The organism is Listeria cossartiae subsp. cossartiae, assembly GCF_014224155.1.
Taxonomy (GTDB): domain Bacteria; phylum Bacillota; class Bacilli; order Lactobacillales; family Listeriaceae; genus Listeria; species Listeria cossartiae.
In genome coordinates, this window is record NZ_JAASUI010000001.1 from 344,737 (window position 1) to 371,471 (window position 26,735).

Sequence of the window (26,735 nt, forward strand, 5' to 3'; positions counted from 1 at the left end):
GCTGTCTAAACGACAAACATAAAGTACAGTATAAACAGCACCATCATCACATACATAATCGGATGAACTTCTTTGTAACGACCTTTAAGCACCATTGTGATTGGGTAGAAAATGAAACCAATCGCGATACCAGTAGCAATAGAGAAAGTAAGTACCATCATTAAAATAACGAAAAAGGACGGAACGGCTACTTCGAATTTTGTCCAGTCAATATGAGCCACATTTCCAATCATTAAAATCCCAACGATAACAAGCGCTGGCGTCGTAACTGCACTCGTAATCACACCAAGAAGCGGTGAGAAGAATAGTGACAGCGAGAAACAGATGGCGATAACAACGGCAGTTAAACCAGTCCGACCACCAACCGCAACCCCGGCAGTAGATTCTACATAAGAAGTAGTTGTCGATGTCCCGAAAATCGCTCCAAAAACCGTTGCAATCGAATCAGAAAAAAGCGAACGACCGGCACGCGGGATTTTATCATCTTTTATAAAGCCGGCTTGTGTCGCAACTGCAACCAGCGTCCCAGCAGTATCAAAGAAATCAATGAAGAAAAATGTCAAAATAACAATCAACATTTGCGGTGTGAAAATATCAGGCAAATGGATAACAGCTTGACCAAAAGTTGGCGCAATGCTTGGTACCGAGGACACAACTTGGTTAGGCACATCAATTAAACCAAATAACATTCCCGCGATAGCAGTAGTCGCCATCCCGAAGAAAATTGCACCTTTCCAACCAATCGTCATGTAAGCAACAGTAATTACAATCCCAAAAACAGCCAGTAAAACCGGGCCAGAATGCAAGTCACCAAGCGCTAAAATAGTCGATTCATTTGGCACGATAATGCCAGCATTTTTTAATCCTAAAAAGGCGATGAAAAAACCAATTCCGGCGCCAACTGCGAATTTTAGCTCAGTTGGGATGGCGTTAACGATTTTTTCACGAATTCCGGAAAGTGTTAAACAAATGAACACTAAACCAGAAACAAGTACGCCAGCTAGTGCGGTTTGCCAAGGAATTCCCCACTGCGCACAAACCGTATAAGCAAAGAACGCATTTAATCCCATACCCGGAGCAAGTCCGATTGGGTAATTAGCGATAAGCCCCATTGCAAGCGATCCGACAACAGAAGCAAGAATGGTTGCCACGAAAACAGCTTTTAACTCCATTCCAGTCGTTGCAAGCATGGATGGATTGACGAAAAGTACATAAGCCATCGACAAGAAAGTCGTAAGCCCCGCGAGTATTTCTGTCCGAACAGTCGTCTTGTTCTCGCGTAGTTTGAAAAATTTATCCATTAAAAAAAGCCTCCCTATTTATGTTGTCGCACATAACGGAAAGAGCCTAGGTAAAAAAGGGAATAATAAATAAAAATAGCAAAAAAATCCCTATTAAATTTTACAATAGCTCGTAGCCTGGCATTTTACGGTTGCCTGGTAGAAACGAACGGTCCATATTACCGAACTTATACGACTCTATTATTGTAGCGGATTAGCCGATTTTTGGCAATACGTGTAAGAAATAAAAATAAAAAACGAACTTTTGTATAAATAAGTTTATACTTTTAAATAAATAAGGTATAATAAAAGTAAATAATAGTTGGAGGTAAAAAAATGACTTATAAATTTCCAGAGAATTTTTGGTGGGGAAGTGCGGCATCCGGCCCGCAAACAGAAGGCGCAGCAGATGTAGACGGCAGAAAACCAAGCATTTGGGATCACTGGTATAAAATCGAGCCAGGTCGTTTCTTTAATGATGTGGGACCTACAAATACATCTAATTTTTACTATCAATATAAAGAAGATATTGCTTTAATGAAACAAACTGGACATAATTCCTTCCGTACATCGATTCAGTGGTCGCGCCTTATTCCAGATGGTATTGGCGAAGTGAACCCGAAAGCAGTTGATTTTTACAATCGGGTTATTGATGAAATGCTTGCAAATGACGTGGAACCATTTATGAATTTATATCATTTTGATATGCCAATGTCGATGCAAGAAAAAGGCGGTTTTGAAAGCCGTGAAGTAGTGGACGCGTATGCAACTTTTGCGAAAACTTGTTTTGAATTATTCGGAGATCGTGTGAAACATTGGTTTACTTTTAATGAACCAATTGTTCCAGTGGAAGCGGGCTATTTATACGATATGCACTATCCGAATGTCGTTGATTTTAAACGTGCGACACAGGTAGCTTATCATACTACTTTGGCCCATGCCCTTGCTGTAAAAGAATTCCACGCCCTTGAAATTCCAGAAGGCCAAATCGGAATCATTTTAAACTTAACACCATCGTATCCAAGAAGCCAAAATCCAGCTGATTTAAAAGCGGCTCATATTGCGGATCTCATTTTCAATCGTAGTTTTCTTGATCCGGTTACAAAAGGGGAGTTCCCGGCTGACCTTGTAGAAATTATTCGCGAGCATGACGCGCTTCCAGAATATACGGAAGAAGATTTAGCGATTATTAAAAACAACATTATCGATATTCTTGGTGTGAACTATTACCAACCGCGCCGTGTGAAAGCGAAAGAATACGCAGCTCACCCGGATGCACCATTTATGCCAGAACATCTTTTTGATAATTATGAAATGCCTTACCGCAAAATGAATCCATATCGTGGGTGGGAAATTTTCGAAAGAGCGATTTATGATATTGCGATTAATCTGCGCGACAACTACGATAATATCCCATTCTTTATTTCCGAAAATGGTATGGGCGTGGAAGGCGAAAGTCGCTACCGTAATGCAGATGGAATGATTGAAGATACGTACCGAATTGATTTTATTAAGAGTCATTTGAAATGGCTTCATAAAGCAATTGAAGAAGGCGCTAACTGTCACGGTTACCACCTTTGGACGTTCATGGATTGCTGGAGCTGGGCGAATGCTTACAAAAACCGTTATGGCTTAGTGGAAGTTGATTTGGATAATGACTTCAAACGTACCGTGAAAGCATCTGGCCATTGGTACAAAGAACTTTCAGAAAACAATGGTTTTGAAGACTAAATGTGATAAAATAAAAGTATTATGTGTAAAGAGGTGAACTTCCGTGGCTCAGAACCAGACGAAATATAGCTTTATTGCTGAAGAAATCCGCAAAAGAATTATGAATCACGCCTATCCGCTAAATCAACCTATTCCTGATGAGATAACTTTGGCGAAAGAGTTTGATTGTAGTCGAATGACAATGAAAAAAGCGCTTGAGGTACTCGTACTTGAAGGCTTACTATACCGAAAACGCGGACATGGTACTTTCATTATCAAATCGGCGCTGGACGCGGACCGCTTGCAGATTCATAACCAAGAAGTAAACGGCTTCACTAAACTTTTGAACGGCAAGAAAGTTATTAGTAAAGTAATCGAGTTTAAAGTCATTTTTCCAACTGAAGAAATTGCAGAGCGCCTTCATATCGAAATGGAAACGCCAATCTATGATATTCTTCGTGTTCGGCTAGTGAAAGATGAACCATATGTATTAGAACACACGTATATGCCAGTTGGGGTTATCCCAGGCATCAATCAGCAAATTTTGGAAGGATCGATTTATTCGTATATTCAAGATGATTTGAACCTAAAAATCGCTAGTTCGTACAAACAAATTCGCGCGGATAAAGCGACGCTGCTTGATCAGCAATATCTCGACTGCGCTTCTGATGACCCAGTTGTTGAAGTAGAACAAACCGTGTATTTAAACAATGGTCTCGCGTTTGAATTTTCCAGATCGCGCCACCGTTATGATAAATTCGTTTTTACTACCGTGAATATCGCTAGACGATAAAATAAAAAGAAGCTAGAAAAAGTGAGAAATCATTTTATCTAGCTTCTTTTTTGAATATCTAAGCATTTTAGGTTCAATTCTATACAAAAGAATGGATTTGTTCACAAAATAGACATATTTATACGCTTGATAATAATTTAGGATTCTTATATAATATTTAACCCAATTACGCACAAATTTTAAATATAGTTCTACCGTTTAGGCTATACGGAACTGTGGAAAGAAATAATATTACTCCTAGTATAAGATTATTTAAATAGTTTAAAGAAATCATTTTTTGTTCACAAAATAGACATATTTCAACTCATTGATTATGTTTTTTGCCTAATATATAATTGTTGAGCTCAATTAAGCGCTAGTTTAGTACTCCTTTTGATAGGAGCGTGAGCAGTTAAAATGAGAAATTAGTTATATGAGGAGGGATAGTACTATGAAGAAAAAATACTTTCTTTGTGTATTCGCAGTAATATTATTTTTCACAGGTTTTCTTTTTGGAAATTCACCGGTGAATGCTGCTGAAACTGATACAAGCAATGTGACGTATAATTACATTGATATCAGCACATTAACAGAAACGCAAAAAAATAGTATTATCAAAGGAAATCCAAACGAGACACTTACAAATGATTATGAAAATTATTCCTTTGTGTATCAAAAAAACACATCAGAACCAACTACAAATACAGATAATACTTCTGACAATAATAAAAATCAAAATGGGACACTATTAAAAGCGGGAGATGTTGGCCCAAATAGCTATTTAATCATCCTTGGGTTTATTTTATTCGGAAGTGGTATTGGACTTCTTACATTGAAAAAAAGACACGCCAGACAGCTGCTAGTATTTCTTGTTGTCCTTGGCGGTAGTAGTTTGTTAGTCGGATCGATTGTCCAAGCAACAGAAAATAGTAACTTAAAAACCCAAGAATCTCAAACAGTTGCAAAAGGAACGAAAGAAACGAAACAACCCGAATCAATTGAAGGGTATACGTATGTAGGATATATACACACAAGTAAAAATAATACACCGCCCGTAGTTGAAAAAGGAACTGTAACTGTAAACTACCAGGATGAACAAGGAAATTCACTGGCGACCAGTGAAACACTCAAAGGTGACATTGGTCAACCATATCAGATTGCAACGAAAAATATTGAGGGCTACCAATTAAAAGAAGTGAACGGAAATACAACAGGAACTTTTACAGAAAAAGCGCAAGTTGTTACTTATGTTTATCAAAAAGTACCTGTAGCTACCGTAACTGTTAAATACCTTGATCAAGATGGAAACAAAATCCATGATCCACAAACAATTAGCGGTAATATTGGCGAACCATATGATGCTTCAACAGATAAATACAAATTACAAATTGATGGATACACATTAGATACAACGAAACTGCCAAACAATGCAAATGGTATTTTCACTAATCAAGCTATAGAAGTAACGTATATCTATACGAAAGAAGCGCAAGATGTTAAAATAACAATTAAATTTGTTGATAGCAATGGGGATCCATTTGTTTTAACGGATTTAACAACTTATAAAAACGGCGATTTAGTACCTATTTATCCTAATTTAGATCAATATCATATGAGATTAAATTACAATCAACAAATTTATAATCAAGGTGAAGCAGTGCCTGATATTGTTATTCCAGCTAAAGAAGGGGAAACATATTCGTTACCGGAAAGAATGACCTTTAATATACTGGATGATCAAGGGAAACAAATCCCCTACGTTATTTCGCAAAATGCCGATTTCAGTAGTACTGGGATTGAGAGCTGGGAAAACTACCAAAGTATACCAACCAATCGCGAAGGAACGCTGACTAGCGAAGATGTGGTGGTTACGTATCAGATACTTGTTTATGGGGTTATGATTCCTGAGCCATAAGTAAATCAAATTATTCGATAATAAAAAAGCAATCTCGTCTAGAGATTGCTTTTTTAAATACGTTCTTTCCGTCCACGAAATGCCCTAATACTATGATTGAATACTTCCGAGAGCATTAACCCAGCAGCAATCGCGCCAGCAACCACTGTAACTTGTACAGAAAAGCCAATCGCTTCCGTATAATCACCTAACACAAAATTCCGCACGGCTTGGTAAGCGAGGCCCCCAGGAACGAGTGGCACAATTCCGGGAACATTAAATATCGTAATCGGCATTTTTTTATGTTTCGCAAAAAAGTGACTCAGAATTGCGACGACGAAAGCGCCGGCGAGGGAAGACGCCCCTGTTCCAGAATCCATTTGCATTAAAGTCCAGTAAGCTATCCAACCAAATGTCCCGGTAATACCACAAGCATTCAACGCTCTTTTTGGCACGTTTGTAATAATCGCAAACGTCACAGTCGCAACGTAACTCAGCACTAATTGAATAATAATAGTCCAAATTAAATCCATTATAGCGCCTCCTTTATAAGAAAAAGCGGAAAACAACCGCGATTCCAATTCCTATTGCACAAGAAGTAAGTAGCGCTTCCGTTCCGCGTGCCATTCCACTAAGCAAATGCCCAGCGATCAAATCCCGCACCGCATTCGTAATCGGAACCCCGGGAACAAGCGGCATCACGCCACCAATAATCATCGTATCTAAATTAATCCCCCAACCAATCGAAATCGTCAAAACAGCTAAGAGTCCAACCGTCAAAGAAGCCAAAAATTCAGCTAAAAACTTCACCTTCATAAAAATCTGCGTATAATAAAAAATGATAAAACCGATAGCACCAATGATACACGTTGGAATAAAATCAAACCAACCGCCACCAAAAATAACCATTAGTGAGCCACTAACAAGCGATGCCGCGATAATCTGCAACCAAATCGGAAAGTAGCGGACATCTTTATCTAAATGAACGAGCTTTGTATGTAATTCTTGCAAGGAAATCCTCTTTTCCGCGAAATCCCTAGAAAATTCATTGACCATCGATACTTTTTCTAAATTAATAGTTCTTGTCGGAATTTGCTGTAACTGCACATTACGTTCTCCTTCAAGCGACATAAAAAGCCCAGTTGGCGTCACGAAACTAATCCCTTGTTTATTACTAGCGATGGTTGCGATACGGTTCATTGTATCTTCTACGCGATACATTTCCGCGCCACTTTCCATCATTATTTTGCCTGCCATTAAGCATGTTTCTAGCAAATAATCTGTTGTTTCCGTCGACATAACTAAGCACCTCCAACCCTTTATTCCTACTCAATCGTAACGCAATCAAATCAAAAATTCTAGTGGAAAGGGTGCTTTTTTAAAATTTGCGATTGTTTCGATGTGATTTGGGGTAAATATTTGATAGTATGGTAGATATAGCACCGGAAAGGATAAGGATTATTTTGGCGAATATTGAATATGAAATTATAGAAGAAATCGGCGTTTTATCTGAAAATGCACGTGGCTGGCGGAAAGAACTAAATAAAGTAAGTTGGAACGGACGCCCACCGAAATATGATATCCGCGATTGGTCAGACGATCACGAAAAAATGGGCAAAGGAATTACACTAACTGATGAAGAGGCAGAGGAACTAAAAAAACTGTTATAGTAAGGGCTGGTGTATAGGATGAGAATGTTTGCGTATGATATTTATGAACCAATTGGTAGAAAAGACGGGGACACTTTCCCGGTAATTTTTGCACTCCATGGGTTTGGCGGGGATGAGCTTGATATGGCGGGTCGGCTGGAATTATTAATGGACCGCTTTGTTGTTGTTTCGATGCGTGGTGATGTCGAATATGGTCCGACGTATGGTTTTTATCATATGGTAACAGAAGGAGACCCGAATCCGCATGAGGTGGACTACGCAAGCTTACGTGTTGCACAGTTTATTGATCAAATTTGTAGTGATTATGTTTCGATTGATAGCGAACAAATTTTTCTGGCGGGATTTGATCAAGGGGCTGTTTTAACCATATCCATCATGCAAAGTTACGGCGGTCAATATAAAGCGGCGGCATTGTTAAGTGGTCGCTTGCCATATTATATAGAAGACAGACCGGTTAATTTAATGCTGAAAGATAAGCGTATTTTTATCGGCCACGGTATTGAAGATGCTGTCATTCAAATTGCTGAAGCAGAGGACATTGCCAAATTCTTCGAGAAAATGGGCTGTAATGTCGAAAAACATAGCTATTTTGTTGGGCATAATGTTAACGAAGCAGAAGAGGACGACTTATACAGCTGGTTCGAAAGCTTTTTGCCGAACCAACCAGTGAAAAACAAATAAAAACCAGCGACCGCATATGGTCGCTGGTTTTTTAAATATCCAAAGTGAGAAAAAGGACTTTGAGATAATTTCCCTCTGGAAAGTTTTTATTAACTGTGAAATCTGTTGGCAGGGAATGAGTTTCGACAATTTTGTATGTACGGTCGCTAGTTTGGAAGGCTTCCGCAATTAATTTTTTAAATGCTTTCATGCCAAATCCTGCATAGTTTGTTGAAGCAATGATTGTACCATTTGGAGCAGTTATATCAATGATTTCACGAAGCATTGCTGGGTAATCTTTCGCTGCACGGAAGGTCACTTTTTTTGTACGCGCAAAGCTCGGTGGATCCACAACGACTAAATCAAAGCTTAATTGTTTCCGCGTGGCATATTTGAAATAATGGAAAACGTCTTCTACGATAATAGACTGTCCACTTGGGTCTAATCCGTTCACTTCCATTTGCTCTTTTGTTTTGCTAAGCGAACGACCGGCCACATCTACACTTGTCGTTTTGCTTGCGCCACCAAATAAAGCAGCCACAGAAAATGCCCCAGTGTACGAAAAGGTGTTTAAGACATTTTTGGAAACCGAATAATCTTCACTAATGCGTCTCCGTACATCACGCTGATCTAGGAAAATGCCTGTCATCCAACCATCATCTAAATAAGTGGCGTAATTAATACCATTTTCCTTAATAATAAGTGGGAAAGTCGCTTTTTGACCAGCAACGAAATCTTCTTTTGTATCTTCTTGGAAACGTCTTTTTTCATAGATTCCTTTGATTTCAGGGAATGCTAGGAAAATATCAAGAATCATTTTTTGGAAAGCGTAGATGCCGAGGCTGTACCATTGAATGACCAGATAGCCGTCATAATAATCAACCGTGAAGCCGCCAAGACCATCCCCTTCGCCGTTGAAAATCCGAAAAGCAGTAGTAGAGTCATCGGCAAATAGAAATTGCCGTTTTTCGATAGCGGAAGTAATTAAGCTAGTTAAAAAGTCTTCATCTAGTTGTTGTTTTTTGTCCCACGTGAAAAGCCAGCCACTACCTTTGTTCTGTTCTCCGTGGTATCCTCTGGCAACAAATTGGCCATTGGCATCTGTTAATTCAAATACATCGCCTTCTTGTAATTCTTTCGGCCATTTTTCCATACGTTCTTTCAGGATGAGGGGATAGCCATCTTTATAGCCTTTTGTAAACTTAGGGAAGATCTTTACTTTTACTTGGTTTTTCATCATGCACCGTCTTTCATTAAGATAAAATTTCCAACAAAAAACCTGTGAAGCGAACTGTCTGCTCCACAGGTTACTTTAAGTTTATTAATTATACGCGACCGAAGCCAACTAGATATTTACCCCAGCCAGAGCCGTGGATGTTATCGTATTTAACGCCATTGTCTTGCGCGTTAATCATTTGACCATTACCAACGTAGATACCAACGTGAGAAATTCCGCTACCATAGTCAAAGAATACTAAATCACCAGGTTTTGCTTGAGATTCAGAGATTCTTGTAGTGCTAGCGTATTGCGCGCCAGAAGTACGTGGAAGGGAAATACCCGCTTTAGCAAATACATATTTAGTGTAACCAGAGCAATCAAATGTAGTTGGTCCGTTACCACCCCATGAATAAGCTTTTCCAAGGTGTTTTTGAGCTTCAGCAAGGATAATAGCACTTGCGCTCGCATTGTTTGTAGAACCTTGGCTAGCATTCGTGTTCGTGTTTGTATTTGTGTTTTTAGATGGTGTGCTTGTATTCGTGTTTGTATTTTTTGATGGTGCTGGAGCTGGAGCAGGTGCTGGTTTTGCAGTTTCTGCTGGAGCTTTTGCTTGTGTTTGTTTTTCAGTTGTTACTTCTTTTTTCTCAGTAGTTGCAGTAGTTTTGTTTGTGTTTTCTTTTACTGCAGGTGCTGCTTGTTTTTCAGCTGCTGGAGCTTCTGTTTTCACTTCGGCTTTTGGAGTAGCTGTGTTAGCAGTTTGTTTAACAGCAAGTTTTTGACCTACATAAATAGAAGAAGAAGATAAATTATTCCATGACATAATGTCTTGAACGGAAACACCGTATTTTACGGATAATGCCCAAATTGTGTCACCACTTTTAACAGTGTATGTAGTAGCATTTTGGTCTACTACAGGAGTTTCTTTAGTTTCTGCTGCTTTTGGAGCAGGTGTAGTTGCTTGCGTTGTTTGTTTTACTTCTGTTTTTGTTTCAGCAGCAGGTGCCGCTTGTTGAGTAGTAGCTTCTTTTTTCACTTCTTGTGTAGTTGTTACAGGAGTGGTTGCTACTTTGTCAGTTAAGTATTTACCGTTAACGAAACCGGTTTTTCCATCATTGTAAGTAATTTTATGCCAACCGTTAGATTCAGTTGTTTCAACAGTTACTTTTGTTCCGCCTTTGATCGACGTGATAATGCTGTTGTCAACACCAGCGCCAGTACGGACGTTAAGCCAAGTTGCGCTAACAGATTTCTCTGTTTTTGCATCAGCAACCTCAACTTCATTTACTTGTAATTTTTGACCTGGTACGATTTTATCAGTTGTTAAATTGTTTGCTTTTTTAATTGCGTCAACAGTTGTCCCTTTACTTTGTGCGATACCCCAAAGAGTATCTCCAGCTTCAACTACTACAGTGCTTGCGGACGCGATTGTTGGAGCAGCAAATGCTGTTACCGCAATCCCAGCTGTAGCCGCGATAGTTGCTTTTTTCATGTTCATAAAACTCCTCTCTTTTTTCAGAAAATCCCAGTACGTAATTAGTATTTGAGAATTAATTTTATTAGTGATTAATACTAAGTTTACCCAGTTTTTACCTAAAAAACAAATACCAAGAGAACGCTGCTAAACGGGAAAACGGACTATACCAACTATTTGTAATAATTCTGTAACAAACAAAAAGCGAACGTGTATTCTTAGGGCTTGGGATGTACTGCTAGGGGGACCTTTATGGTGTAAGTGGGATGTGAACATTAAGCAACAACTTTCGCTTCGGGAAACCTGTTGATTTTTAACAACAGAAATATTTAATACATTTGTAATATTAAAATCAGCAGTTTTGCTAGTTTTCTTGACTCGAAATGAATTGCCAGATGACTTTATGGTATTCTATAATAGAAGGTATGGAGGATATTATATAATGAGACAGAATTATGATGATCGCAAAATAGTAAAACAGTACCGAGAAATAGCCCGCCAAATTGTGAAAAAAGAGGGCTTATATAGAAACATGGATCAATCTGAACTTTGTGAACAAACCAATTTTTGGCGTGAAAAGTTCAAGTCGAAACCAATGACTGATCGGGATAAAATTAATATTTTCGCATTAGCAAGAGAAGCGGCGAGTCGGATTATCGGCTTGGATGCGGTTGTAGTGCAATTAATCGGTGCGCTTGTTCTTGGTGATGGTAAAGTGGCAGAAATGAAAACCGGTGAAGGTAAAACATTGATGTCGTTATTTGTGATGTTTATAGAAGTAATGCGCGGTAATCGCGTGCATCTTGTTACTGCCAATGAATATTTAGCCAGACGTGACCGGGAAGAAATCGGTCAAGTGCTTGAATATTTAGGCGTTTCGGTTGCTCTAAATGAATCTGGTTTAGATAAAGACCAAAAAAAGGCGATTTATACAGCGGACGTTATTTACGGCACGGCTTCTGAGTTTGGCTTTGACTATTTACGTGATAACATGGTTCGCCAAAAAGAAGACAAAGTACAAAGCGGACTTGATTTTGTTTTAATCGATGAAGCGGATTCGATTTTAATTGATGAAGCAAGAACGCCTTTATTAATTTCTGATCGTAAAGAGGAAGATTTATCGCTTTATCATACAGCTAATGAACTTGTGAAAAAGATGATGAAAGACGATTATGAAATCGAAGAACATAAACGCTTTGTTTGGTTAAATGATGCGGGGATTGAGAAAGCGCAGAAGTTTTGGCGCGTGGAGTCACTTTATTCAGCAGAGGCGCAGTCAGAGCTAAGGATTACGATGCTGTTAATGCGCGCTCATTTCTTAATGCATAAAGATAAAGATTATGTGGTGTTGGATGATGAAGTACTCATTATTGATCCGCATACAGGTCGTGCGCTTCCGGGACGCCGTTTTAATGATGGGCTACACCAGGCAATTGAAGCGAAAGAAGGCGTTGAAGTAAAAGAAGAATCGCGTACACTAGCGACCATTACGATTCAAAATTACTTCCGCATGTATAAGAAACTGTCCGGTATGACAGGGACGGCAAAAACCGAAGAAGAAGAATTTCGCCAAATATACAATATGGATGTCGTAGTTATTCCTACTAATTTACGTGTGAACCGGGAAGATATGCCGGATGATATTTTCTATACGAAAAAGGAAAAAGGACGCGCGATTGTTTATGAAGTTTCATGGCGTTATGAAAAAGGGCAGCCGACGTTAATCGGGACTTCTTCTATTAAAAGTAACGAATGGATTAGTGGCTTGCTTGATGCTGCCGGAATTCCGCACCAAGTTTTAAACGCGAAAAACCATGCGCAAGAAGCGGAGATTATTGCGAAGGCCGGAAAACGCGGCATGGTAACGCTAGCGACGAATATGGCTGGACGGGGAACGGATATCAAGCTTGATCCAGACGTGCATAAACTTGGTGGACTTGCGGTAATTGGGACAGAGCGTCATGAAAGTCGCCGTATCGATTTACAACTTATGGGACGTTCTGGTCGACGCGGAGACCCCGGTTTTAGTAAGTTTATGATTTCTTTAGAGGACGATTTACTAGAACAATTTGAAAGTAAAAGCTGGGAGAAACTTTCCACGAAATTAAAACGAAAAGCACCACGTGACGGCAAACCAGTTAACTCACGAAAAATTCATGCTGTCGTTGTCAATGCGCAAAAACGTCTAGAAGGTGCCAACTACGATATTCGTAAAGATTTGCTTTCCTATGATGAAGTCATCGATTTACAGCGCAAAATGGTATATAAAGAACGTGACTTATTACTGGAAAGAAATAAACTTGGCGTATCTTCCGAAAAAATTCTACGTGAGGTTGCCGAATATTCGTTTATTCATCCAAGTGATGTGCCGGAAGAAGAGTTGGAGAAATATTACTCACGTCAAAAAGAATTACTTGGCGGAACTAAATTCCCGATTTCTTTTGACGAAGTAACCTTAATGGAACCAGCAGAAGTTGTAGAAGAAATTGTTTCTTGGCATAAAAAAGAACGCAACAAGTTCCCGGTTGAAACGATTGTAGCGATAGAACGAGAAGTGTATTTGAATTTAATGGACCAAATGTGGGTTATGCATCTGGACGCAATGGTGCAACTGCGCGAAGGCATCCATTTGCGGGCATACGGACAACAAGATCCACTTGTTATGTACCAAAAAGAAGGCGCACAATTATTCGAGAAGTTCCAAGCTGATTACCATTTCTATTTTGCACATGCGTTGCTTGAACTCGATCCAGATGGTTTAATTCAAGGTTAAAAATACAACTCACGCCTGATTTTTTTCAAATTTATGGGTAATTTAGTGTGAACGAGGGTATTAATCTATATAATAGTACCAAACGAAAATAAATTTAGACAAAAGAAGGTGGTAAAGTGAAGGGTTCACTCACAAAGTTTAAACAATTTTTTATTGAGAATAAGTTTGTGCTGGGGTTGCTGATTTTTCTACTAGTGGCACTTGATATTTATGTACTAACGAAGATTTCCTTTATTTTCGATCCACTAATGGTTATTCTTAAAACCGTTGCAGCACCAATCATTTTAGCGGGGATTTCTTACTATTTATTTAATCCAATTATTGATTGGTTGGAGAAACATAAGTGGAAGCGTGGCTGGGCAATTGCCTTGCTATACTTAGTCATTATCGGTTTGATTATTCTACTATTCAGCTTCGTTATTCCAGCTGTGAAAGATCAGATTGTTAGCTTGTTCAAATCATTCCCGGGATACTGGGATCAAATTACACAGAAATTTGACGAGTTCAGCCGTTCGAGCCTATTTGATCAAATAAAAGATAAATTAAACACGAATATGAGCGATATTATGAAGACTGTTTCTACTAAAGGAACATCCGTAATTAATAGCGCTATCTCAAGCATTGGTAGCATCGTCGGGACTGTAACAGAGGTTATTTTAGCAATCGTTACAACGCCACTTGTTTTATTCTACTTACTAAAAGACGGGAAAAAATTGCCAGACTTCCTACTTAAAATGCTTCCAGTAAATGGTCGTGCGCATACTCGCCAAGTTCTTGGTGAAGCAAACCACCAAATCAGTTCTTACATCCGTGGACAAATTATCGTCAGCTTATGTATTGGTATTTTACTATTTATCGGTTATTTAATTATCGGTTTACCATATGCATTAACGCTTGCTATTATAGCCGCATGTACGAGTATTGTTCCTTACTTAGGGCCAGCAATTGCGATTACACCAGCCATTATTATCGCGATTGTAACATCTCCTTGGTTATTAATTAAACTAATCATCGTATGGTGTGTCGTTCAATTACTTGAAGGTAAATTTATTTCACCTCAAGTAATGGGTAAAACGTTAAAAGTGCACCCAATTACGATTCTATTCGTTATTTTAGTAGCCGGAAATCTATTCGGTATCCTAGGCGTTATCTTCGCAGTACCAGGTTACGCGGTGCTAAAAGTAATCGTAACGCACGTATTCATCTGGTTCAAACGAGTTTCTGGACTTTACGGTGAACAACCGGAAAGCGAATATGTGGCTCCACCCGCAGAAGAAAAAGAATAATAAGTGAAAAAGCACTATCAGTAGAAAAGGCGATTTTTCTATCTGGTAGTGCTTTTTTGTGCTGGAATGACAATGTTCACAAAAAAGACATAATTTTCTTCTTTACAAGCTAATCTCAGCAATAGTGCCGATCGCGTGTAATATTTATTACAAAAACGACTTATGGATATGATGTTTTTCTCTTTTTGTAATAAATTGTACATTGAATTGACTCCTTTTTCATCATAATATGAAGCCAACGTATGACGAAAGGGGAAATAAAAAATGATTATCAAAAAAACATTAATTGTAGGATTAATTGGCATAAGTTCAGTCACACTTTTTGCACCATCAGCTTTTGCAGTAACTTCTGAGGGGGAATCAAAGGCTTCCATTACATTTGAGGCGGGGACAGGGGTTGTCAATCCGGTTGATCCGGAAGATCCAACGAAACCGATTGACCCGTTAGATCCGAGTAATCCAACTGACCCGGGAACTGGTAATACTGGTTCGCTGACAATGGACTATGTTTCTTCTGTTAATTTCGGACAACAGGAAGTATCAACGACAGAACAGAGCTATTCATCGACTTCCAGAAAGCCATTTATTCAAGTATCTGACCGTCGTGGAACAGGCGCTGGTTGGAAAGTTACTGCCACAGCTACTGCATTCCAAGATGAAAATGGCGAAGCTTCTCTATCGGGAGCAAAACTATCCTTTAAAAACGGAGAAACTGCTTCTGCAAGTACAACAGCGACAACACCAACAGCAGCTCAAACCGTAGAGCTACCAACCGATGGAACTTCTATCGTAAATGTTGTTTCCGCGAAAGCATCAGAAGGTATGGGAACATGGATTAATCGTTGGTTTGGCGCAACACCGAACGACGCAGCTAGTTTAAATGACAATGTACAATTAACGATACCAGCAGGGAGCGCAACAATTGGAGACCATGAAGCAACGATTACATGGACATTATCTGACGCACCAGGAGTTTAAAAAATTTGCGTTTAGAATTTCATTTCTAGACGCAAAATTTTTATTAAAGACGATGGAAGGAAGGTTTAATTGAAAAAAAGTTTTCTTAGTTTATTGTTCATTGTTCCATTTTTAGTGACATTCAGTAATTTTACAGAAGCAAAAGCGGCAGAGGGAGATGTTGGCTACTCCGTTCAAGCTAAAATTCCTGCCAATCAAATAGACAAAAAGCAAACCTACTTCGATTTAAAAATGAAACCTAAACAAAAGCAAACCGTAGAAATCGAAGTAATGAATAGCTCGAATGAAGAAATTCAAGTGGAAGCATCTATCAATTACGCATCCACCAATCGAACAGGTCTGATAGATTACACGAAAAACGACCTAACTAAAAAAGACAAAAGCTTAAAATATCCACTTCCAGAACTAGCTAAAATTCCAGACGACCAGCAACACCTAACTATTCCAGTAAATGGCAAAAAAACCGTTCAAGTTGTGATTGAAATGCCAGATGAATCAATAGATGGCGTTGTTTTGGGCGCAGTGCAATTTAAAAAGAAAAACACCACCGAGACGAAACGAACAAAAGGTGTCTCACTGAAAAATGAATATTCCTATATTGTTGGCATGCAGTTATCTGAAACCGACAAACTAGTCAAACCACATATGAATTTACTAAGTATCAAGCCAACGCTAATCAACTACCACACAGCAGTTGCTGCCAAGTTACAAAACGACCAACCTGTCATTATCAATAATTTAAGCATTGATGCGAAAGTTTACCAACAAAATTCGGATAAAATGCTCTACCAAACAAAAAAAGAAGCGATGACAATGGCACCTAATTCCAATTTTGATTTCGGAATTGATTGGGGTAATAAGCCACTAAAAGAAGGCAAATACCGATTAAAAATGACGGCAACGAATGGCGTAGAAACGTGGAAGTGGGATGAAACTTTCACAATTGGTAAAGAAGGGCAAAATTTAAATAATAAAGCTGTTGATTTACAACAAACGAACGAATGGCTCTATGTTGCAATGGCAGCGGGTGCGTTACTTGTGATACTACTTATTATTTTCCTAATTAGAAAACGAAGAAAAGAACAATAAAGAAAGGGGCTGGCGAAATGGCTTTCAAAAAAATAATCATTGTATTGACCATGGCGGCTCTTTTTCTTGGTTTTAAAGTAGTTATGGCAGCGGAAAATGGGAGTGCTGATTTAGCAGCAAATGAGGCGGTAGTGACCAATTTTGCAGAATTGAAAAAAGCAATTTCAGAAGACAATGGGATTGATATGGTTTATTTAGGTGCGGATGTTGAGTTATCGGGTGGCATTGTCATCCCAGCTTCGAAAAGCACTTTCACTTTATCAGGGAAAAACCCAGCAACGGGCGAAATTCATACATTAACAGAAACGATGGCATCATCAGGCGCCCAGAGCAGTGTCATTACCGTTAATACAAACGCGGGAACGAAAGAAACGACATTAAAGGATATTCATATTATTGGAAAAAATTACTATGGCACGATTTCGGTTTATGGGGCGGCGAAAAATGTCGTACAAAACTATGAAAATATTCGCTATCAAGGACCGCAAATGATTTATAATCTGAACGGTACAGCGAATTTTAGGGGAACGAATGATGTAACAATTGCGTCAGTTGTTACTGGTTCTGCGACGCCAAATGAAGTGGCTGAAATTAAAGGTGTGAGTGTATCAGGGAAGCTAACTATCAACCATGCGAGCTCCAATGCGAATAGTGCTTTTTGGTTTGGTGGTGGAACTGCAGAAGTGAACACTTTTACGGTGGAAGAAAATGCCGATGTAACGATACTTTCTAATGGAACAGGAATGTTTTATCGCTCGGGAACGAAGCCAGTCGAGATTGATGTGAAAAAGAATGCGAAGTTGGATATTACTTCTAACAATAATATTTTTCGAGATACACCGGGCGGGGCGGTTAAAATCGCGGAAGGTGCCGATGTGACGATGACGAAAACAGCTGGCGCGAATCCGCTACTTTGGTCCGCGGATGATATTACTGTAAGTCCTGATGCGCGTTTAATTTTGAATAAAACAGGTGGGACTGGTTACATTATCCAGTTTTACAATGCGACGGCGAAGTTAGATATTCAAAATCCGCGGAGCTTTTTGATTGCGACAAATTCGAATGCGCCGATGTTTTACTGGCCGTCTGGAAACACATTTAATTTAGATGCGCAAATGGTGAATTATTGGGATACGGCGGGAGCAATTGATCGAACTGATTCACCGTCGCAAATGTTTAGTTTACCGAGTGGAGAAAATGTGACGGGGAGCCTGACTTACACAGGGACAACCACGAAAATTCTTGCTAGTAATGCGGGAATGACGCCAACGAATTTTAATCAAAATATGGCTCGGATGATTGCGATGGGGCGCCTTGAGGGAACAATAAATCCAGTAACCGATGCAGATAGCGAAGTCACTGGAACCGCAACCCCGAATGCGTTTGTTAGTATTGCATATACCGAAAATGGTGAGAACAAACTTTTAAAAGGGCAAGCAGATGGCGCGGGGGATTATCGAATAGCTATCCCCAGTGGTTTTATAAAGCCCTACATTGATTTAACGACTACAATTACGCAGGATCAAAAACGGATTACGTTAGCTAATGTGACTGTAGAAGATGTCACGCCGCCTAGTGGGGAAGCCGTTACGCAAATTTTAAACCTCGGGGATCCATTTCCAGATGTATCCAAACTAGTAACCAATATTACTGATCACTCCGATAACACTGTTGGAGCAGGGGTCACAACAACGTTACGAAGCGCACCGGACACTAATGTATTTGGGCCGGCAGAAGCAGTTGTTCGCTTAGAAGATAAGGCGCACAATTATGTCGATATCCGTGTACCTGTTTTTATGAAAGATGATATGACTGAAATACAAGACGATAAAGCCTTACGAGCAACGGACTTCTCCGTGAATTTAAAAGAAATCATTGAGCTGAATGAGGCTGAAATGCAGCAATTAATTTTAACGAAATCGGCTGCGAAAGCTTTCGATATTGAGACTGGTGAGGACTTAACAGCGCAAGTGAAAGTAACTAGTACCAATTTGGAAAAAGTAACTGGGTCCTATACAGCGATAATTCAAATTGGTGGGCTAACGAAAGAAATTGCGATTCAAGTGACTGGTGAGCTAAAATTCAACTATGTGCCGGAAACGATTTCTTTCGAGTCTATCAAGCTTGATAAGCAAAAAAATATTGCGAAACGAACTGCGGATTTTGATTTGTCCGTGCTTGATTCAAGAGGGGCGGATAGCCAGTTTAGTGTGACAGCGACAGTGAAATCGCCACTCACTTCAACGACCAATCCTGCACATATTTTGCCAAATGGGCTGATTTTCATTGATAATACTGGGGAGAAACAACAACTTTCCGATGAACCAATTACCGTTTTTAAGTCGCAGTCGGCTAGTGAAATGATTGTTCCGATTGATTGGGCCGATGACCGCGGGATTCTTGTAGAAGTGGATGCGGCGGAAGCATATGTAGATGAAAGTTATGAGGCGACGATTGAGTGGACTTTGACGGATGCTCCGTAGAAAACCTGTTAGCAAAAGTTAACAGGTTTTTTAGCATTATAAGCCCTTTGTTTTTCTAAATGCGCTAGATTTTCGTATAATAACGGTAAGTAATTTGCGAAAGGTGGGAAAATATGACTTCCGTAATGTGGTTTCGGAGAGATCTTCGAGTAAGCGATAATAAAGCTCTCTATCATGCGAGTAAAGAAGATGATTTGATTTTGTTATTCCAAGTAAATCCAGCCCAATTTATTACAGGAAGCCCTAGCCATCAAGCTTTTTTTGCAAGTGTGGCCCATTTTCAACAAGAACTCAGTAAAAACGCCCGTTTGCAAATCATGTTTGGCGATCCAATGGAATGTTTACTACAACTGAAAGAAGCAGTACCCACATGGGATAAAGTGTTTTTTAATCGCGATGAAACTGGCTACGGAGCAAGTCGGGACGCGGCGGCGCAAAAGTTCTTTGATGAGCGGCAAATCAAGGTTCACGCCTTTCACGATAGCTATCTTCATTCAGCCGAAGAAGTAAAAAAATCCCCCACCGAATACTACAAAATTTTCACCCCTTACTATAAAAAATGGCGCGAAGAAATCAAAGAAATGCCATTAAAAGTCACATTAATGCCGGAAAATATCAGGAAAGAAAGCTTATTTCCAACATATGAAGCACAGTTTGCAGAATTGGTTCATGCGTTGCCCGTATTTGATGCCGGCGAGCAAGCTGCAAACACTCGATTGGCGAACTTTATTAAAGAAGATTTAGCTGATTACGATAAAGCAAGAGATTTTCCAGAACTGGATAAAACAAGCCATTTATCCCGTTATTTACGCACGGGTGAAATTTCAATTCGGACGATTTGGCAGGCGCTGCAACAAACCGAAGCCACTGAAGGCCGAGCGACTTTCGAAAAAGAGTTGTGTTGGCGCGACTTTTACAATATGATTTACGTTTCATTTCCTAATCAGAAAAACGAACCAATCCAAGAAAATTATCGCTATATTGAATGGGAAAACAACCGCGCATTTTTCAAACGGTGGCAAGACGGACAAACGGGATTCCCGCTCGTTGATGCAGCGATGCGCCAGTTAAAAGAAACGGGTTGGATGCATAATCGCCTGCGAATGATTACGGCTTCTTTTTTAACGAAAGACTTACTGATTGATTGGCGTTTTGGCGAGAAATATTTTCAGCAAATGTTGATTGACTATGACCCGGCTAGTAATATCGGTGGGTGGCAATGGGCGGCTTCGACTGGAACGGACGCGGTGCCGTACTTTAGAATTTTCAATCCAACAACGCAATCAGAAAAATTTGATCCAACTGGCAAATTCATTCGTAAGTATGTAAAAGAATTGGTGAATATCCCGGATAAATTTATCCATCAGCCAGAGAAAATGTCGGAAACAGAGCAAAAAGAGCACGGCATCATTATTGGAAAAGACTATCCATTCCCCATCGTTGACCATAAAGAACGGCGGAAATTAGCCATTGCGCGTTATGAGTTTAGCAAGGAGCATTACAGGGGAAATATATAGATAATGAGTCAATCATTTAATTAAATGGTTGACTTTTTTGTGGCAATATTCACAAAGGGTGAGTCTTGAGCAACCTTCTAGGAGTAGGGATAGAGGTATGTTAAAATTCACTTATCAAGTGATAAGGGGGAATCACAATGACGCAATTTTTAAAGCTATTTTTAACGAGTGCAGTAGTGTTCTTGATTTTTGATCTTTTTTGGTTACTCGTAGCTTCTAAGAAAATGTATCAACAATTTATCGGGGACTTAATGGGGGATGTTCGGTTAGCGCCGGCAGTTATTTTTTACTTTATTTATGTTGTTGGTGTTACTTTTTTTGTATTAATGCCGGGGACAGAGAAAGGAAGTCTAGGTTATACGATTTTGGCAGGGGCGCTTTTTGGCTTAGTTTGTTATGCGACCTATGATTTGACGAACTTAGCGACATTAAAAGATTGGCCGATTACGATGACGATTATTGATCTTGTTTGGGGGACGGCTGTGACAACGGTGACTTCCGTAATCGTCTATTTTATTAATCTACATTTCTTCTCAGGGGCAGGTTCGTGATGATGGAGTCTGAGAGCAAACGTCTATTACAAAGTATGCTGAACGGGGCGGCGGAGGTAATTAGTAAAAAAGAGGAGCTGAATCGAATTAATGTATTCCCTGTAGCAGACGGCGACACGGGTAGTAATTTAGCTTCGTTAATGCAAGCGATTATTGATCATGTTTCCCTGAAAGACTACTCAACAAAGGAGTTACTGGAAGAAGTGGCTAGTGCGGCTTTAATCGGGGCGCGAGGCAATTCAGGGATGATTTTTGCACAATATTTAAATGCTGTTGCGGAAAGTTATCATCATTTGGAGTCTACTTTTGACGGGCTAGTTCAAGCGTTTCAAAAGGCTGTCCATAAAGCTTATGATGCTTTGCTGGATCCGAAAGAAGGGACAATTTTATCCGTAATGAGGGCGTGGTCGGAGGCGCTTGCTGGAACGTATGAAGTAGAGCGTTCTTTCCCGCAATCGTTATTAAATGCGCAAATCGTCGCGGAGCAAGCGTTAATTAACACGGAATTTCAAATGCCCATTTTACGCAAAAATCGGTTAGTGGACTCGGGTGCGAAAGGTTTTTATTATTTTATTGCGGGATTAACGAATGCTTATTGCGGCGGAGCGGTTTCTGCACCAGTCAGTGTGGCAGTAAAAGACCAGCTAGAAGAACATGTCCATTTTGAAACGAGTGAGCCAGTTTATCGCTATTGTTCGGAATTTATTATCAAGCAAGCGACTGTATCGCATCAAACGTTGCGCGAGGTTCTGGCGTTTAAAGGGGATTCACTCGTAATCGTCGGCAATGAAAAACAAATAAAAATTCACATCCATACAAATGAACCTCAGGAAGTTTTACGAATGCTCGCGGATTATGGGGTGATGACGTATCAAAAAGTAGATGATATGCGGCTTCAATATGAGGTGACGAAAAAACCACGCGCGAAGATTGCGATAGTGACGGATTCGATTGCTGATTTGCCAGCAGCGTTTTTACTAGAACATCAAGTGCACGTCTTGCCAATGAATATTTTAGCGGGAGAGGAAAATTTTCTGGATAAATTGACGATTGGACCAGCATTTATACAAGGCAAACTTGCGCAACAATGTGATATGAGCACAGCGCAGCCCACGATTCGAACTGTGGATGCCTTGCTGTCATTTTTAGAAAATAAATATGAGCATGTGCTTATTATCGCGGTCTCGGCCAAGTTAAGTGGAACGTATCAATTGATCAAACAGCGAATCAAAGCGCGCCAATTGTCTTCAGAGTGGATTCGTGTGATTGATTCGAAGCTGAACTCGGTCGCGCAAGGTCTTTTAGTGAAGCAAGCAGTGGTGTTAGTTGAGGCAGGGGAAACTTGGGAAGACGTTTGCCAGAAAATCGAACAATTAATCGAGCGGACTTTCATCTATGTCGCGGTTGCGGATTTGTCGCCAATGGTGCAATCAGGGAGAATTCCACGAGTTTTAGGCAAACTTGCGCAGAAATTATCGCTGTATCCGATTGTAAGCTTGGATGAGTCCGGGGACGGGAAATTAATTGGCGTATCGTTTAGTCAAAAACAAAGTATGAAAAAAATCATTAAAAAAGTCACGAAATTACAACTGCAAGAGCTGGCGATGACGCATGTTTCTGCGGAACGTGATGCGGAAATTTGGCAGAAGCAATTTGAAAAGGAAACAGGGGAAGCTGGATATCTTGTGGATAGTTCGGCAGCAATTGCGATTAGCGCTGGGCTTGGAAGTGTCGCGGTCGCAGGGATTAAAAAGGAGGAAACAAGATGATGTATGGGATGGTAGCACTTGCTTTACTTGTTTATTTTGTACTTTGGTTTATTATTTCAAAAATAAAAGGGAAATATTCGCTCGTTGATATTGCTTGGGGTGGAGGTTTTGTTGTTGTCGCTTGGACTGGATTTTTAACTACTTTTAGCGTCACTGCCCAAAGTATTACTATTCTTATTTTAGTTACGATTTGGGGTGTGCGCTTGTTTTGGCATTTAGCTCGCCGTAATTGGAATAAGCCAGAAGACTACCGCTACGTTAATATGCGCAAACGCTGGGGAACGACGCTTGTGAATTTGAAAGCTTTTTTAAATGTGTTTGTATTGCAAGGGATTCTCTTATTTATTATCGCTTTGCCGATTACGCATAGTTTTGCTAATGAGTCGGCGGCATTTGCTTGGTGGCAAATTCTCGGCATCGTTATCTGGATGATTGGCTTCATTTTTGAAGTTGGCGGCGATTTGCAACTAGAAAATTTTAAAAAAAATCCAGCCAATAAAGGAAAATTATTAACAACTGGTTTTTGGTCAGTTACGCGGCATCCAAATTATTTCGGGGAAGCACTTAGCTGGTGGGGCGTATTTTTAGTCGCATTAACGCAAATGACAGATTTTTGGCTGATTACTAGCCCGATCGTTATCACGCTATTACTATTATTTGTTTCCGGAGTTCCATTGCTAGAGAAAAAATATCAAGGCCGAAAAGATTTCGAAGCCTACGCAAACAAAACGTCCAAATTTTTCCCTTTTATTGGTAAAAAAGGTCTGTAAAAAGTAGTGATTCTGTCTTAATAATGCTATTAATTGCTATTTGCAGGTTAGAGCGAGTAGAATAAGAGTTGGGTATGATAAAACGTACCTAAATACAATACTTATGAGGCGAGAGGGGTACAACAGATGAAAAAAGAAAAAACAGTGTTAATTATGAATTTCGATGAAGAAAGTATTTCTTACCAAGCTTTCTCAGAAATGAAAAGATTGCACCAAGAACGCAAAATCATTGGTTATCAAATGGCGGTTGTAAAACATGAGCCAGGAAATAAACTTGTTGCACAAGATTTTCTTGATTTTACTGGTGCCGACAAAAATATGAAAGATAGCCTTATTGGGATGTTAATTGGTATTTTAGGTGGACCATTCGGAATTTTAATCGGTTGGATGGTTGGCGCAATCGTTGGTTCTATGCAAGACGCTGGCGAAGTGAAAAATGCTTTGAGCGTATTCGAAAGAACGTTAAAAACGATTCCAGAAGGCTCTACAGGCGTTATCCTTATTGCAACAGAACAAGAATTAGCAAATGTAAATGACGTAGCAATGGATGAGTTGCATGGTCGTGTGCAACGTATGGATGAAGCAATCGTAGCTCAAGAAATCAAAAGCGCACAAGAAACAGAAGGAAAAGCAAAAGATTCCGCGAAGAAACATTGGTTTGGTAAATAATAAAAGTTATAATGAGGACAGAGAAATCTGTTCTCTTTTTTTGTTTTAAGTTTATAAAAACGGGGAAACTAACAACATAAAACAACAAATGAGAAATTTTTCAAGATGGTAACGCTTAACTGATTTTTATTTTCTGAAAACTATTTGCATCAAATTAAAAACATGCTACAATAAACAAGTTGTGAATTTCACAAGAAAATTTTTTTGTTTGGAGATGAAATAATTTGGATGTGGAAAATAGTCCATTAATGCAGAAAATTGATTATAGTACGCGCAAAAAAATTGATTTAGTAAATAATAGTATTCTTCGTTATATTGTGCGCGCAATGTTAGCATGTTTATTCTTGACACTAGGGACTGCGGTTGCTGTGATGATTGGTGATAAAGTCGATCATTTCGCACCAGGACTTGGTAAAATCACGTATGCGTTTATGTTTAGTTGGTCGCTCGTTATGATTATTTATATGAATGCTGAGCTTGGTACTTCTAACATGATGTATATGACAACTGGTGTTTATCAAAAAATTGTTAAACCAGGAAAGGCATTACAAATTTTGCTTTTATGTATTGTTTGTAATTTATTTGGCGGAATTCTTGCAGGGTACTTAGTTTCCTTGACATCCGTTTTCCATAATTTACCTGCAGACCATTTCTTATTTACTGCCGTTAGCGGTAAACTAGAAAAAGCACCACTAGAAATTTTTGTAGAAGGTATTTTCGCTAATATTGTTGTAAATACCGCCGTGCTTTGTACGCTTCGAATGAAAGATGATGCTGGGAAAGTCATTGCGATGGTTTTCATTATTTTCATCTTCGCATTCTTAGGATTCGAGCACGTTATCGCCAACTTCTCATCATTCTCATTAGCATTTTTCGCTTCTGGTGGAACACTTGCTGCAATGACAGCGGGCAATGTGACCGTCAATTTAGTACTTGCTTTACTTGGGAATTTTGTAGGCGGAGGCCTTGTTATCGGACTAGGCTATGCTTGGCTTAACCGAACAAAATCAATTTATAAAGACTAATTAAAAAAGGACCTCGGAAAATTTCTGAGGTCCTTTTTTTATATACTTTTAACGGGTAAATTACTTAAAAATGAGCGGATTAGCGGTTCGAATTTGGGTACTTCTTTTTCGACTAAGAAAGCGTCATGACCGTATTCGGAAGCCACTTCATGGTAAGTAACCGGCACGTCCCATTCTTTTAAAAGTTCATAACCACGACGTAAATCATGAATTCGGAAAAGTTGATCGGTTGTGATGCCGATAAGCAAATACGGAATTTTGATTTTCGAAAAAGCGGGCAAATCATCTTTCGCAGGAGCCGTAACATCGAACAAATCAATTGCTTTTGTTAAATACAAATAACTATTTGCATCAAACCGCTCCACAAAAGTATCGCCTTGATATTGTAAATACGACTCGATTTGAAAATGCTCTTTTGAGAAAGCAGCGGGGGAAGATTCGGCGACAGTGAAGCGTTCAAAACGTTTCGAGAACAGCTCGCTCGTCCGGTACGTCATCATCCCGACCATTCTAGCCGTCGCAAGCCCGCCCTCAGGTTGACCGACATAATTGCCGCCATTAAAGTCAGGATCATTCAAAATCGCCATACGCATAATCAGATTATAACCAATCGCGTCAGGTCCAGCAGCAAGCGGGGAGGCGATATTGATAATACTATCTGTAATATCCGCATAATCAATCGCCCATTCTGTCGCTTGCATGCCGCCCATCGATCCGCCAATCACCGAAACAATCCGCGTAACCCCAAGCTGTTCCAAAAGTTCACGCTGCACTTTAATAATATCTTTAATCGAAAAACCGGGAAACTGTAACCGGAAAGGCTCGCCTGTTTTTGGATTAATCGAAGAAGGGCCAGTCGTGCCACTACAACCACCAAATACATTCGTGCAAACGAGGAAATATTTATCGGTATCAATTGTTTTTCCTGGTCCGATGTAATCATCCCACCAACCAGGCGCATCGTCGTCAAAATGTTTCGCCGCATGAGCAGTCCCAGTAAGCGCATGTTCTAACAAAATACAGTTATCGCGTGACTCAGAAAGTGTCCCGTATGTCTCATAGCCAACTAAAACCGGGCTTAAAGTTTCTCCGTTTTCAAGTAGAAGAGGACTTTTTTGAAATAGTTCTTTTTGTTGTAAGGTCACTTCT

Annotated in this window: 22 protein-coding genes and 1 riboswitch; of the genes, 16 read left to right on the plus strand and 6 right to left on the minus strand. The window is 39.6% G+C overall.

Annotated elements, in window-relative coordinates; all coding sequences use genetic code 11:
* Positions 1–5 precede the first annotated feature (5 nt).
* Positions 6–1,301 (minus strand): NCS2 family permease, encoded by a 1,296-nt coding sequence (locus tag HCJ30_RS01715; RefSeq protein WP_185390721.1) that lies wholly within the window; start codon positions 1,299–1,301, stop codon positions 6–8.
* Positions 1,302–1,394: 93 nt separating this feature from the next.
* A riboswitch (purine riboswitch) is annotated at positions 1,395–1,496 on the minus strand.
* Positions 1,497–1,616: 120 nt separating this feature from the next.
* On the opposite strand from HCJ30_RS01715, the gene gmuD reads away from it, so the two are divergent.
* From gmuD to HCJ30_RS01730, 3 genes are all read left to right on the plus strand, one after another.
* Positions 1,617–3,011: a 6-phospho-beta-glucosidase GmuD gene (gene gmuD / locus HCJ30_RS01720; protein WP_046336136.1), complete on the plus strand. Its 1,395-nt coding sequence runs from the start codon at positions 1,617–1,619 to the stop codon at positions 3,009–3,011.
* A gap of 43 nt (positions 3,012–3,054) precedes the next feature.
* On the plus strand, positions 3,055–3,783 hold the full coding sequence (locus HCJ30_RS01725) for a GntR family transcriptional regulator (protein WP_003721369.1): 729 nt from the start codon (positions 3,055–3,057) through the stop codon (positions 3,781–3,783).
* A gap of 430 nt (positions 3,784–4,213) precedes the next feature.
* Positions 4,214–5,677 (plus strand): MucBP domain-containing protein, encoded by a 1,464-nt coding sequence (locus HCJ30_RS01730; protein WP_185390722.1) that lies wholly within the window; start codon positions 4,214–4,216, stop codon positions 5,675–5,677.
* Positions 5,678–5,730: 53 nt separating this feature from the next.
* Here HCJ30_RS01730 and HCJ30_RS01735 read toward each other — a convergent pair whose 3' ends face one another.
* Both HCJ30_RS01735 and HCJ30_RS01740 read right to left on the minus strand, forming a co-directional pair.
* Positions 5,731–6,189 (minus strand): threonine/serine exporter family protein, encoded by a 459-nt coding sequence (locus tag HCJ30_RS01735; RefSeq protein WP_185390723.1) that lies wholly within the window; start codon positions 6,187–6,189, stop codon positions 5,731–5,733.
* A 13-nt stretch (positions 6,190–6,202) separates the two neighbouring features.
* Entirely contained in the window at positions 6,203–6,955 is a 753-nt protein-coding gene (locus HCJ30_RS01740) for a threonine/serine exporter family protein (protein ID WP_185390724.1), read from the minus strand.
* A gap of 164 nt (positions 6,956–7,119) precedes the next feature.
* Here HCJ30_RS01740 and HCJ30_RS01745 point away from each other — a divergent pair, with 164 nt between their 5' ends.
* Positions 7,120–7,326: a YdbC family protein gene (locus HCJ30_RS01745; protein ID WP_008947006.1), complete on the plus strand. Its 207-nt coding sequence runs from the start codon at positions 7,120–7,122 to the stop codon at positions 7,324–7,326.
* Positions 7,327–7,350: 24 nt separating this feature from the next.
* A complete protein-coding gene (locus HCJ30_RS01750; RefSeq protein ID WP_185391561.1) occupies positions 7,351–8,007 on the plus strand; it encodes an alpha/beta hydrolase in 657 nt (218 codons plus the stop codon).
* Positions 8,008–8,038: 31 nt separating this feature from the next.
* Here HCJ30_RS01750 and HCJ30_RS01755 read toward each other — a convergent pair whose 3' ends face one another.
* On the minus strand, positions 8,039–9,223 hold the full coding sequence (locus HCJ30_RS01755) for a class I SAM-dependent rRNA methyltransferase (RefSeq protein ID WP_185390725.1): 1,185 nt from the start codon (positions 9,221–9,223) through the stop codon (positions 8,039–8,041).
* 88 nt (positions 9,224–9,311) lie between these two features.
* The gene (locus HCJ30_RS01760) at positions 9,312–10,694 is read right to left on the minus strand and encodes an invasion associated endopeptidase (protein ID WP_185390726.1); all 1,383 of its coding nucleotides are present in this window, start codon (positions 10,692–10,694) and stop codon (positions 9,312–9,314) included.
* 424 nt (positions 10,695–11,118) lie between these two features.
* On the opposite strand from HCJ30_RS01760, the gene secA2 reads away from it, so the two are divergent.
* From secA2 to HCJ30_RS01815, 11 genes are all read left to right on the plus strand, one after another.
* Positions 11,119–13,449, plus strand: coding sequence for an accessory Sec system translocase SecA2 (gene secA2 / locus HCJ30_RS01765; protein WP_185390727.1), 2,331 nt, complete (start codon positions 11,119–11,121; stop codon positions 13,447–13,449).
* 116 nt (positions 13,450–13,565) lie between these two features.
* A complete protein-coding gene (locus HCJ30_RS01770; RefSeq protein WP_008947011.1) occupies positions 13,566–14,735 on the plus strand; it encodes an AI-2E family transporter in 1,170 nt (389 codons plus the stop codon).
* Positions 14,736–14,999: 264 nt separating this feature from the next.
* The gene (locus HCJ30_RS01775) at positions 15,000–15,713 is read left to right on the plus strand and encodes a WxL domain-containing protein (protein ID WP_185390728.1); all 714 of its coding nucleotides are present in this window, start codon (positions 15,000–15,002) and stop codon (positions 15,711–15,713) included.
* Positions 15,714–15,782: 69 nt separating this feature from the next.
* Positions 15,783–16,802: a WxLIP family cell surface protein gene (locus HCJ30_RS01780; RefSeq protein ID WP_185390729.1), complete on the plus strand. Its 1,020-nt coding sequence runs from the start codon at positions 15,783–15,785 to the stop codon at positions 16,800–16,802.
* A 17-nt stretch (positions 16,803–16,819) separates the two neighbouring features.
* Positions 16,820–19,285, plus strand: a complete 2,466-nt coding sequence (locus tag HCJ30_RS01785) for a pectate lyase-like adhesive domain-containing protein (protein ID WP_185390730.1) — start codon at positions 16,820–16,822, stop codon at positions 19,283–19,285.
* A gap of 113 nt (positions 19,286–19,398) precedes the next feature.
* Positions 19,399–20,802, plus strand: a complete 1,404-nt coding sequence (locus tag HCJ30_RS01790) for a cryptochrome/photolyase family protein (RefSeq protein ID WP_185390731.1) — start codon at positions 19,399–19,401, stop codon at positions 20,800–20,802.
* Positions 20,803–20,939: 137 nt separating this feature from the next.
* Positions 20,940–21,353: a DUF2177 family protein gene (locus HCJ30_RS01795; protein WP_185390732.1), complete on the plus strand. Its 414-nt coding sequence runs from the start codon at positions 20,940–20,942 to the stop codon at positions 21,351–21,353.
* 2 nt (positions 21,354–21,355) lie between these two features.
* A complete protein-coding gene (locus tag HCJ30_RS01800; RefSeq protein ID WP_185391562.1) occupies positions 21,356–23,122 on the plus strand; it encodes a DAK2 domain-containing protein in 1,767 nt (588 codons plus the stop codon).
* Positions 23,122–23,892 carry a DUF1295 domain-containing protein gene (locus HCJ30_RS01805; RefSeq protein ID WP_185391563.1) on the plus strand — a complete coding sequence of 257 codons (771 nt, stop codon included), beginning with the start codon at positions 23,122–23,124 and terminating at the stop codon, positions 23,890–23,892. Before HCJ30_RS01800 ends, HCJ30_RS01805 begins: the two co-directional genes overlap by 1 nt.
* Positions 23,893–24,018: 126 nt before the next feature.
* Positions 24,019–24,561, plus strand: a complete 543-nt coding sequence (locus tag HCJ30_RS01810; protein WP_008947020.1) for a DUF1269 domain-containing protein — start codon at positions 24,019–24,021, stop codon at positions 24,559–24,561.
* 224 nt (positions 24,562–24,785) lie between these two features.
* Positions 24,786–25,586 (plus strand): formate/nitrite transporter family protein, encoded by an 801-nt coding sequence (locus HCJ30_RS01815; protein WP_185390733.1) that lies wholly within the window; start codon positions 24,786–24,788, stop codon positions 25,584–25,586.
* 38 nt (positions 25,587–25,624) lie between these two features.
* Here the strand turns inward: HCJ30_RS01815 and metX are convergent, their stop codons facing one another.
* A complete protein-coding gene (gene metX / locus HCJ30_RS01820; RefSeq protein ID WP_185390734.1) occupies positions 25,625–26,731 on the minus strand; it encodes a homoserine O-acetyltransferase MetX in 1,107 nt (368 codons plus the stop codon).
* Between the last annotated feature and the right edge of the window lie 4 nt (positions 26,732–26,735).